Here is a 10,702-nt window from a genome sequence, read left to right on the forward strand (position 1 = left end):
CTGATGAGTACTTCAAATCATGAAACAAAAACGGCCTTTTGGGCCATGGTGTCCCGGGACCTTTTGGTTCAGTGGCGGGATCATAATGAATTCATCTTTCGGGTGGCCATGCTGCCCTTGATTCTCATTGTTGTCTATGGCTTTATGCTGCCGACGGTGGGCCTTTTGCCTGCGGAATTTCCGACCCATATGTTCTGCGGTATGATTGGTATGAGCATGCTCATTACGGGTATTCACGGAACGGCTGTACCGATTTCCATGGATTTCCATAACCTCCGCGAAATTGAAGACCGACTCCTGGCGCCTGTATCAAGCCGCACTGTTGCTTATGCCAAGATGACTGTCGGCGTCCTTGAATCCTTTGTGGGGGGCCTTATCGTTCTTCCCATTTCACTGATCTTTATGGGCCACGCCATTTCTATCGACCTTTCCCCGGAGCGACTGCCTCTCCTTGTTCTGGTCCTTCTTCTCACGGCGTTTGCTTCTGCTGCTATGGGACTCCTTGTGGGGACCATCATCAAACCCTCCCAGATTGCCGCCATGTTCCCCGGTTTTCTCATGCCTGTTGTTTTTTTGGGAAGCATCTTTTATACCTGGCACCAGCTAGCGCCCCTTCCTGTCATGCAGGCTATAACGCTCATCGATCCCTTGACCTGGATCAATGAAGCCATTCGCGCCGTCATGACGCCCCAAATCTACAGTCTGCCCCTGTGGGGAACACTCCTTGGCATGGTGATTTGGATCCTTTTTATGGGACGAGTGGCTTTTAAGCGGTTTGATCGGATGGTGTATCGTCATTGATTTGTTTCTTGGAGCACAAATCGTTCCGATTCTCCGGAAGAACGTACCTTCATTGCTTAATTCCTTAATTCCTTAATTTAAGGATGCGATGGGGGCATGCCGATTCGTGGATGTTTCGTTTCTGGTGGGGGAATAGCCTGCGCCTGGGCGCTCCCCCTCCTAACCATGTGTCGTCATCTCCCTCGCCCAGCTCATTAAAGCAGACGCTTTTTGCAATCTTCGGCCCATATGGGCCCATCTACTTTGTCGCCCACACTCCTAACCTCCTAGACGTACATAAATCGTACGCCGTCGTCGGTGGAAGCGGGGGCTCTTTAGATTTCGTTCATATCAGTATTTATTAGACTTAGAGCTGAGTATTGTGACCAGCGCGTACCGCCGTTTACTCTTTTGCTTCACCGTCTTTTCCCTTCCGGTCTTTTAGCATCACAGCAATACAGCTTTTTCCTCAGTATCTTTCGCTCGACAGCTAGATCCGCCGGATCGAAACAGCTTTTCAGGGCTGATGCCCTGAAAAGACAGCCTGACAGCCCACTTTAAATCACTGTCTTTTTCCTGTATAATACCCTTATCATCATCTCACTCTTTAGGAGGAAACATGCCTAAAAATAGACTGGAAGCGTTCAGTGACGGCGTCCTTGCCATCATCATCACCATCATGGTCCTTGCCATGGAGGCGCCGGAAGGAAAATCTTGGCGCGATCTTGGCGCCGTTATTCCGACGTTCATTGGCTACATTATCAGCTATACCTATGTTGGGATTTACTGGGTGAATCATCACCGACTGCTCCAGTCCGTGGAGACCATCAAGGGTCGAAGCCTGTGGGCCAATCTTTTGTGGATGTTTTTTGTGTCCCTCATTCCTTTTGCTACGGCCTGGGCTTCTAATACAGGATTTGCCGCTGTACCCGTTTCTCTTTATGGTGGGGTCCTTTTCCTTACGGCCATCGCTTATCAAACCCTTGATATGACCATCCGTCACGCCAAAGGACAAATGGACAGCCTTTGGACGGTGGCGACGGGGGACAGACGGAACCTTCTCACGGTCACAAGCTATGCCGTTACGGTGCCGCTTGCCTACATCTATGTTCCTGCGGTCTATTTGATTTATGTTCTGACAGCCTTTTTATGGATCTTTCCTGAAGTAGAAGGCCACGCTTCTTGAAACCCTGCTTGTCAGGCCCTTTGCTTTCTCAATCAGTGAGGAGGTAAGGGGCTTTTCTTGACGCGGTACGGTCCTCATTGTATCATGAAAGGAAGTAGAAACCGGTAAGAAGGGAGGATCCCATCTTGTATGATCCGCGTCTTGAGACATTTTTGTGCGTTGCCGACAATGGCAGTTTCAATAAAGCGGCCGAAGTTTTATACATTTCTCCGCCTGCTGTCATCAAACAGATCAATGGCCTTGAAAAAAGCTTGGGCTTTTCGCTTTTTCTACGGACTCACCGCGGTCTTTTTCTCACCGCAGCAGGGGCCTCCCTTGCCGAAGATGCCCGTTACGTCATTCAGTACAGCAAGGATTCCATCGTCCGGGCCCGGAGGGCCATGGAGCAGGGGGCAGAGACCATCCGCATCGGGTCTTCGCCCATGACGCCGGCCCAGGTCCTTGTGGATTTGATGCCTCAGTTGCAGGACTTTGATCAAAGAATCAAATTCCAGGTCATTCCTTTTGAAAACACGCCGGAAAACGCGCGGGAAATCTTGTCTCATTTAGGACGCAATATTGATGTTGTGGCGGGGATTTTTGACGAAACGATGCTGCGCCTGCGGAGATGCCAGGGTTTTGAACTTAAAAGGACCCCCCTTTGCTGTGCCCTTTCCCTGCATCATCCCTTGGCGAGAAAGGACTTTCTCACCGTAGAGGACCTTCATGGCGAGGCGCTCATGCTCATTCGGGAAGGGTGGAACCATTATGTGGATGAACTGCGTCACGATCTCATGGACGGGCATCCTGAAATCAAATTGATAGACTTTGATTTTTATGATACGGAAGCCTTTAACGAATGTGACCGGAAGAACGCCCTCCTTATGGCCGTTCCTCAGTGGGAAGCTGTTCATCCTCTTCTTAAGATCCTTCCTGTGAGGTGGGACTACACGGTCCCTTATGGGCTCCTTTACGGGCATAAGCCTTCGGCGCCAGTAAAGCGCTTTTTGCACGCCCTTGCGCAGATAACGGAAAGGTTTACTAAAAACGAGCTTTAACGAAAAGGTTCATACTGCAAAGCGAAACGAGACTTCTGTGGAGGTCTCGCTTTTTTTATAATGGGGACATAAGCGAAAAGGAGGATCCCCTATGAAGATAACCTTTGGCATCCTTGCCCTTTCGGCACTCCTGCTCTTTGGTTCCGGCTGCGGGGACATGCAGGCGAGCTAAGCGCTGCAAAAAGAGCAGACCATAGAGGAAAGGAACACGACGATGAACGGACATTTCACGCAAAAGACGCCCATCAAAGAGGTTATGGAATCGCCTGTTTTTAAACCTTACGGGTGGCTCCTTTTCCCCGTTCATACAGGCTACTGGAGCGGTCACACCTTGGAAGACCTCCGACTCATTTGGTACTGTCACATCGACCCCAAGGAGACGACAGCCATTGTCAATGACCTTTGGGAGCGGGCGCAGCAAAATGAAACGGTATTTTATGATATCTACAGCGTTGCCAAAAAGGCGGCGGACCCCCGCAAAAAGGACACGGGCCTTTTTTTCTTCAAAGGCCGGAAAGGGGCTCCTTTTGCCGTTGTGAACGCTGGCGGCGGCTTTATCTATGTGGGCGCCATGCACGATAGTTTTCCCCATGCTTATGAGCTTTCTAAACGGGGCTATAACGCCTTTGCCCTCATCTACCGACCGGGCGCGCAAACGGCCTGCGAAGACCTGGCGCGGGCCATCAGCTTCATCTTTGCCCATGCGGATGAACTGGGCGTTGACACCAAGGACTATTCCCTTTGGGGCGCTTCGGCAGGGGCCCGCATGGCGGCCTACCTTGGCTCTTACGGGCCCGCAGCTTTTGGCGGGAATGACCTGCCTCGTCCAGGGGCTGTCATCATGGAGTACACGGGCCATTCGGATTACACCAAAAACGACCCGCCAACCTTTGCCGTGGTTGGTGACGATGATGGCATCGCCAATTGGCGCGTTATGCAGCGCCGGTTGGAAATCCTAAGCAATCTTGGCATTCCCACGGAATTCCATCATTATCCCGGCCTTGGCCATGGCTTTGGTCTTGGCACCGGAACGGCGTCAGAAGGCTGGTTTGATAAGGCCGTTGCCTTCTGGGAAGCACAAATGAAAAAATAACCGAGGAGGAAAGAATCATCATGAAAAAAAGGATGCTTGGAAAAGACCTTGAAGTTTCTGCCATCGGTCTTGGCTGTATGGGCATGAGCCATGCTTATGGCGCGCCTAGTGACCGCAAGGAAATGACGGAACTGATTGCGCGCGCCGTCGAGCTTGGCTGCACATTTTTTGACACGGCTGAATCCTACGGCACGGAAGAAAACCCTCACGACAATGAAGAACTCTTGGGGATTGCATTAAAGCCCTATCGCAGCAAGGTGAAGATTGCCACGAAGTTTGGCATCAGTTTTGACTGGGACGCACCGTCCGTCAATAAACCGCTCATCGTCGATTCTTGTCCGGAAACGATCCGCAAAAGCGTGGAAGGCTCCCTAAAACGGCTTCAGACGGACCATATCGACCTGTACTACCAGCACCGCGTCGACCCCAAGATTCCTATTGAGGAAGTGGCGGGAACGGTGAAGGACCTTATTGATGAGGGAAAGATTACCCATTGGGGCCTTTCCGAAGTGGACGAAGAAACGCTGCGTCGGGCCCACAAGGCCTGCCCGGTGACGGCCATCCAGAACCGCTATTCCATGATGGCCCGCTGGTATGAATCTCTTTTCCCCGTCTTGGAGGAGCTGGGCGTGGGCTTTGTTGCTTTTTCGCCCCTTGCAAACGGCTTTTTGACGGCGGCCTACAAAATGGGCGCGGCCTTTACGGAAAAAGGCGATTACCGCTCCGTCATGCCCCAATTTTCCAGTGAAGGGCAGGCTGAAAATGCAGGCCTCGTAGCCCTTCTCGAAAAGATCGCCCGCGAAAAAAACGCCACGCCGGCCCAGGTTTCCCTTGCCTGGATGCTAGAGAAAAAGCCCTATATTGTGCCCATCCCAGGGACGCGGAAGCGCAGTCGTCTCGAAGAAAACTTGGGCGCTGCAACCCTTAGCTTTACGCCGGAAGAACTGGCGTCCCTTGACGGAGAGCTGCGCCATACGAAAATGTCTGCGGTTTTTGGCGGCACGGCCATCAAAAAATAAATCGGTATGATTCACTAAGTGACAATAGGAGGCACTATTATGCGTAAAAATCTTGGAACGAAACCTTTCTTTTATCCACTGCCCGTCCTCATCATTGGTTCCTACGATGAAAAGGGGAAGCCGGACCTTATGAACGCCGCTTGGGGCGGACTTTATGAAGAAGATAAGGTGATCTTGAGCCTTAGCCAAAGTCATCAGACAACGGAAAACATCAAGGTAAAGAAAGCCTTTACCATCAGCTTTGCTGATAAGGCACATCTTGTTTCCGCTGATTACGTGGGCCTTGTGTCAGCAAAAAATGAACCAAAGAAAGTGGAAAAATCGGGCTTCCACGTTGTAAAAAGTGAATTTGTCGACGCCCCCCTTGTAATAGATCTCCCCGTTGCCCTTGAGTGCTCCCTCATTAAGGTGAACGAAGACGGAAGCCTTATTGGCAAGATTGAAAATGTAAGCATCGATGAAAGTGCCCTTGATGTTGAGGGAAACCTTGATATGACGCGGTTCGCGCCCCTTTCCTTTGAACCTTTCCATCGTACCTATCACGTCCTTGGCGAAAAAGTCGGCACGGCTTTTAAGGATGGGGGCGAACTGAAATGACGGAGAAACCTTTTGTGGTCTGCCATATGCTGACAAGCCTCAACGGCAAGATCGATGGGGCCTTCTTTGATAATCCGGCGGCTGGACCTGGCCTTGACCGCACGGGTAAGATCCGCAGCGGCTACCATTGTGACGCCATTGTTTTTGGCGCGGTGACCATGGAAGCCTTCTGCGAGGGAAAACTTAATGAGGCAGTCCTTGCAGGTAAAAAGGACCTTCCCAAAAAGGATTGGGTGAGCCCGGAAGCGGCAGATAATGAGGGCTTTCAGGTGGTCCTCGATCCCCTGGGAAGGCTTGCCTACCTTCGGCCTTTCCTGCAGCGCGGTACAGGGCCCCGTCAGCACATCATTGAAGTGGTGTCGGAAAAAGTCTCCGGCGCTTATCTTTCCTATCTCCGGGAAGTGGGCGTCTCCTATATTGTAGCCGGCGAGGATAGCCTTAAAGGCTCCGTCATCCTGCAAAAACTAGCGGACCTTTTTGGTATTTCCCGCATTGCCTTAAGCGGCGGCGGCCTCACGAACGGCACCTTCCTGCGGGAGGGCCTTATTGATGAACTGAGTCTTGTCATCGTTCCCGTCGCGGAAATGGAAAAGGGGGCAACCTCTTTTGAAGCCATGGATGGGGCGCCCCTTTTGAAGAACCCGGCCTTTATCTTAAAGGGTGTGGAAGTCCTTGCAAAAGATGCGCTGTGGATCCGCTATGAGCGGGTAAATGGATAAGGAGGGTAGGGATGAAAAAGAGGCAATTTCTTGCAGCGGCCCTTTTTAGTGCGGCCGTGATGACTTTTGGCACGGTTTCTTTCGGAGAAGCGGCAGAATCCCTTCAGATCAAGGAACAAGGCATCTTTTCTGCCGGCGGGACCGTGCTCCATTCTCCGGGAACCTTTGACATCAGTCACTACTATACGTCGCGGGAAGGGGCCACGGCCCATGTGGACCACGCCAATGTCCTTTATGAAGTGCCCCAAAAGGAAACGGGCCTTCCCATGGTCTTTCTCCATGGCTATGGTCAGTCCCGCACGGGATGGATGGCGACGCCGGACGGCAAGCCGGGCTGGGCGGATTTCTTTTTGCGCCACGGTCACAGTGTGTACCTTATTGATGAACCGCGCCGTGGTGAGGCAGGGGCAACAGGGAAGGCGGGCACCATGACGACGACCCCTAGTGACCAGACTTGGTATACGCAGTTTCGCATCGGTACCTACAAAAATGGCGCCTTTACATATAATAAGGACTCCAAGTTCCCCAAAGGAGAAGCGGCCCTGAACCAGTTCTTCCGGCAGATGACACCGGATACGGGCATGGATAACGCCGCCGGTGAGCAGGCCATTGATACGGATGTTGTCGCAAAGGCCGTCGCTGCTGCCATTGATGAAATCTACGACCGGACGGGGAAAAAGTCCATCCTCGTGACCCATTCCCAGGGCGGCGGACCGGGCTGGGAAACGGTACGCTACACGCCTCATGTAGCGGCCATTGTCGCCATTGAACCGGGCGGCGCTGCAGCGCCTGGCAGTGCGGCTTATAAAGCCATGGCAGAGCAAAAAATCCCTGTCACCTTCTATTATGGGGACTATATTGGAAATGACCTTCCTGACATTCCCGCAGCTGCTATGTGGCAGCGCATGGCAGAAACGGCCGATACATTTACAGCGGCCTATGAAAAAGAAGGACTTACGAGTACGGTCGTCCATTTGCCCAAGCTCGGCATCAAAGGAAACTCTCATTTTATGTTCGAAGAAGCAAATCGTGACGAGATTGCAGAATTGCTTGAGAAGTGGCTTCAAACGTACGCCGCAAAATGAATTTCATAAGTAGCAGAGCAGGGAACCTAAGGCGGATTAAATACATTTAGTCTTTTTTTACCCTGGGAATGCCGCGGGAAAGCCCATGGAAAGAAAAATCTTTCGAGAAAAAATTGCAGTCACTACGGAGAAAAAAGTGGCACTTTTAGTAAAAATGGTGTAGTATAGCCTAGTAATCCACTTGGCTAATGGCTTACCCTAGATAGGGACAGCACGTTCCGTTCCTATCCAGTTACATCAAGCTGCGGGACGGCAGGTCTTCCTTGCGGGCATGGTGCACCAAAGGAACCGATCCGTCCGTTTTTTCAAAGGAAGATTATCATGCGTACTTCGATTCCTGTCTCATCCCTTTACCCTTTGCTGGGCCTCTCTGCTTCCGCCTTTTTGTTCAATACGTCGGAATTTATGCCCATTGGCTTGCTCCTTGATATTTCCCAATCCTTCGGCATGTCGCCGGGCCACACGGGCATCATGATCACGCTCTACGCCTGGTTTGTAGGGTTCCTTTCCCTGCCCCTCATGCTGGCAACGTGCCGCATGGCACCGAAACGGCTCCTCCTTTTTACCATGGCCCTTTTTGTCATAGGTCAGGCGGGCTCCGGTCTTGCCGTCAATTTCCCCATGCTCGTCGCCTTCCGCATTGTCGTCGCCTGTGCCCATTCGATCTTTTGGGCCATTGTGGGCCCGTTGGCAACGCAGATTGTGCCGCGGGGGCATCAGCCTTTTGCCCTTTCCATGGTTGCAACGGGTACATCCATTGCCATGATCTTGGGGCTCCCCTTGGGGCGGCTCATTGGTCTTGCCCTTGGGTGGCGCATGACCTTCCTGTTCCTTTCCTTTGTTTCCCTATTGGACATGGCCTATCTGTGGCGTATCTTCCCTGTGCTGACGCAAGGGGCGCCCTTTACGCTCCATGACCTGCCCGGCCTTTTGCGAAATCCCATTGTCATGGGTGTGTCCTTCCTGGCCCTTCTGTATGCAGGCTCCTATTTCACGGTCTACAGCTACATCGAGCCCTTTCTTGAAACGGTGGCCCATTTCTCGGCCCAAGGCATTACGTGGACACTTGTCTTCCTTGGTGTCTGCGGCATCGGCGGCAGTGCTGTCTTTTCCCGCTTTTATGAAGCGCGCCGCCAGCCCGTATTTTACTTTGAACTGGGGGCCCTTCTTGCGGTCATGGTGCTCTTTTTGCCGGCAGCGTCCTTCCGCCCGACTATGCTCCTTTGCTGCATGGTCTTTGGCATGATCTTTACCATGTTCGGGACCACTATGCAGGCCGAACTCATCCGTGGCTGCCCCCAAGCGGCAGCGCCTGTTGCCATGGCTATTTATTCGGGCATTTTCAACGTGGGGATTGCAAGCGGCACCTGGCTTGGTGGACACCTTGTTTCAAGGGACCTGCTGTCCTACATCGGCTTTGCCGGTGCCGTCCTTGCTGTAGGTGCGATCCTTGTTGCCCTGTGCTTTTACGTGCCGAAAATAAAGGCAGGAAGCGGGCAGCCTTAACTTCATCATAGAACCCGGAGCAGGGGAGACGCCCTGCTTCGGGATTTTTGTTATGTAACGGCAACTAAACGGTGCGATTTGTGCGCTGAGCCAAAATATTGACCTCCTTCATATGGTATAATAGGATAGCAGCCTTAAAACAAAGGAATGCAGAAAGGATGAATCCCATGAAAGAACTGACCCCCGACCTTCTTCAGGAGTTTAGCCGGTCCTATGCCCAAAAAGACGGGGCACAGACCCTTCATACAATGCTTTATAAAACCGATATGGCGGACCTTTCCTACGTGCCGCTTAAAGGGGCGGCCCTTAAAGGCGCTTTTTCCGTGGAAGTAAAGACCCGCGGCATTACGGCCCAGGAACAGTCCGGTCGATGCTGGCTGTTTGCGGCCCTAAACATCCTCCGCGAAAAGGTGGCGGAAAAATGCAAGCTTGATGAATTTGAGCTTTCTCAGAACTACCTTTCTTTTTATGATAAGCTGGAAAAATCCAATAACGTTCTGCAGATGGTCATCGACCATGCCCATGAACCCATTAAGGGGGAGCTCATGCAGTATGTGCTCCAGGGCGTTGCCGATGGAGGATACTGGTGCGAAGCCGTTGATCTCGTGGAAAAATACGGTGTTGTCCCCAAACAGGTCCAGCCGGAAACGTACCAGTCAAGTCATACGGCTTGCTTTGTGAGCACCATCAATCGCCTTGTGCGCAAAGACGCCTGGGAACTGCGGGAACTCGTTCTTGCCGGAAAGGATCCTTATGCCCGTAAGAAGGAAATGATGCAGGAAATCTACGATGCCCAGTGCATTGCTTTTGGTGAACCGGTCCAGACCTTTGATTTTTCCTATCGAGACAAGGACAAGGTCTATCATGAGGAACGGAATCTGACGCCTCTTGATTTTTATCATCAATATGTCGAAGGTTCGCTCCGGGATTACGTAGCCATTGTCAATGAACCGACGGAGATCATGCCTCTTAATAAACCCATCCAGTTCCATGGAGTGGAAAACATGGTGGGCCGCGATATGCTGGCACTTAATTTGCCGCAAAAAGAGATGGAAGCGCTCTGCGTCAAACAGCTTGAAGCTGGAGATGCCATTTGGTTTGCCTGCGATGCTGGGGCTTATGGAGCGCGGAAGGAAGGCGTTTGGGATCCTGAGAGCGTTTGCTGCGAGGCCCTTTTGGGCGGATTTTCAACAGCTATGCCCAAAGGCAGGCGCCTCGAGTATAACAGCAGTTCGGCAACGCATGCCATGATCCTTGTAGGCGTTCATTTTGATGAGACAGGTGTGCCCGACCGCTGGAAAATTGAAAATTCCTGGGGCAAGGATGTAGGCGACGGCGGTTATTTCGTCTGTTCCGAGAAATATTTCGAGGACTTTGTATACGAAGCCGTTATCCATAAAAAGCACTTGACGGAAGCACAGCGCAAGATGCTTGAAGAAGAACCGGTCATCATCAATGCTTGGGATGAGGATCACTGAAAAATTCTAAAATGTTCTTGACATTCCCCTAAAAATTGTGTAAGATATCACAGTCAGCTGTTTTAACGGAGTGGTACTCAAGTGGCTGAAGAGGACGGTTTGCTAAATCGTTAGGAGGGTTAAACCTCGCCAGGGTTCAAATCCCTGCCACTCCGCCATATTGGATGATAAGCCTTCAGGAGCAATCCTGAAGGCTTTTTTA

At 51.7% G+C, this 10,702-nt stretch carries 10 protein-coding genes and 1 tRNA gene; all 11 read left to right on the forward strand.

The window, feature by feature from the left end; all coding sequences use genetic code 11:
• The first annotated feature begins 3 nt into the window (after positions 1 to 3).
• The 11 genes from HMPREF1246_RS01655 to HMPREF1246_RS01705 all read left to right on the forward strand — a co-directional run bounded on the left by HMPREF1246_RS01655 (position 4) and on the right by HMPREF1246_RS01705 (position 10,658).
• Entirely contained in the window at positions 4 to 801 is a 798-nt protein-coding gene (locus HMPREF1246_RS01655; RefSeq protein ID WP_014128655.1) for an ABC transporter permease, read from the forward strand.
• Positions 802 to 1,399: 598 nt separating this feature from the next.
• Positions 1,400 to 1,966: a TMEM175 family protein gene (locus HMPREF1246_RS01660; RefSeq protein WP_021736493.1), complete on the forward strand. Its 567-nt coding sequence runs from the start codon at positions 1,400 to 1,402 to the stop codon at positions 1,964 to 1,966.
• A 125-nt stretch (positions 1,967 to 2,091) separates the two neighbouring features.
• Positions 2,092 to 3,003: a LysR family transcriptional regulator gene (locus tag HMPREF1246_RS01665; RefSeq protein WP_014128654.1), complete on the forward strand. Its 912-nt coding sequence runs from the start codon at positions 2,092 to 2,094 to the stop codon at positions 3,001 to 3,003.
• Between the two features lie 214 nt (positions 3,004 to 3,217).
• The gene (locus HMPREF1246_RS01670) at positions 3,218 to 4,096 is read left to right on the forward strand and encodes an alpha/beta hydrolase (RefSeq protein WP_021736471.1); all 879 of its coding nucleotides are present in this window, start codon (positions 3,218 to 3,220) and stop codon (positions 4,094 to 4,096) included.
• A 20-nt stretch (positions 4,097 to 4,116) separates the two neighbouring features.
• The gene (locus tag HMPREF1246_RS01675) at positions 4,117 to 5,115 is read left to right on the forward strand and encodes an aldo/keto reductase (RefSeq protein WP_021736475.1); all 999 of its coding nucleotides are present in this window, start codon (positions 4,117 to 4,119) and stop codon (positions 5,113 to 5,115) included.
• Positions 5,116 to 5,154: 39 nt separating this feature from the next.
• Positions 5,155 to 5,712, forward strand: a complete 558-nt coding sequence (locus HMPREF1246_RS01680) for a flavin reductase family protein (protein ID WP_021736477.1) — start codon at positions 5,155 to 5,157, stop codon at positions 5,710 to 5,712.
• A complete protein-coding gene (locus HMPREF1246_RS01685; protein ID WP_021736498.1) occupies positions 5,709 to 6,431 on the forward strand; it encodes a dihydrofolate reductase family protein in 723 nt (240 codons plus the stop codon). Before HMPREF1246_RS01680 ends, HMPREF1246_RS01685 begins: the two co-directional genes overlap by 4 nt.
• Before the next feature lie 11 nt (positions 6,432 to 6,442).
• The gene (locus tag HMPREF1246_RS01690; RefSeq protein WP_021736496.1) at positions 6,443 to 7,516 is read left to right on the forward strand and encodes an alpha/beta fold hydrolase; all 1,074 of its coding nucleotides are present in this window, start codon (positions 6,443 to 6,445) and stop codon (positions 7,514 to 7,516) included.
• 321 nt (positions 7,517 to 7,837) lie between these two features.
• Positions 7,838 to 9,022 (forward strand): MFS transporter, encoded by a 1,185-nt coding sequence (locus HMPREF1246_RS01695; protein WP_021736458.1) that lies wholly within the window; start codon positions 7,838 to 7,840, stop codon positions 9,020 to 9,022.
• A gap of 167 nt (positions 9,023 to 9,189) precedes the next feature.
• Positions 9,190 to 10,500 (forward strand): aminopeptidase C, encoded by a 1,311-nt coding sequence (locus HMPREF1246_RS01700; RefSeq protein ID WP_021736466.1) that lies wholly within the window; start codon positions 9,190 to 9,192, stop codon positions 10,498 to 10,500.
• 67 nt (positions 10,501 to 10,567) lie between these two features.
• Positions 10,568 to 10,658 (forward strand) — tRNA-Ser (locus HMPREF1246_RS01705).
• Positions 10,659 to 10,702 lie beyond the last annotated feature (44 nt).

Origin of the sequence: Acidaminococcus sp. BV3L6 (genome assembly GCF_000468835.1) — a bacterium.
GTDB classification, from domain to species: domain Bacteria; phylum Bacillota; class Negativicutes; order Acidaminococcales; family Acidaminococcaceae; genus Acidaminococcus; species Acidaminococcus intestini.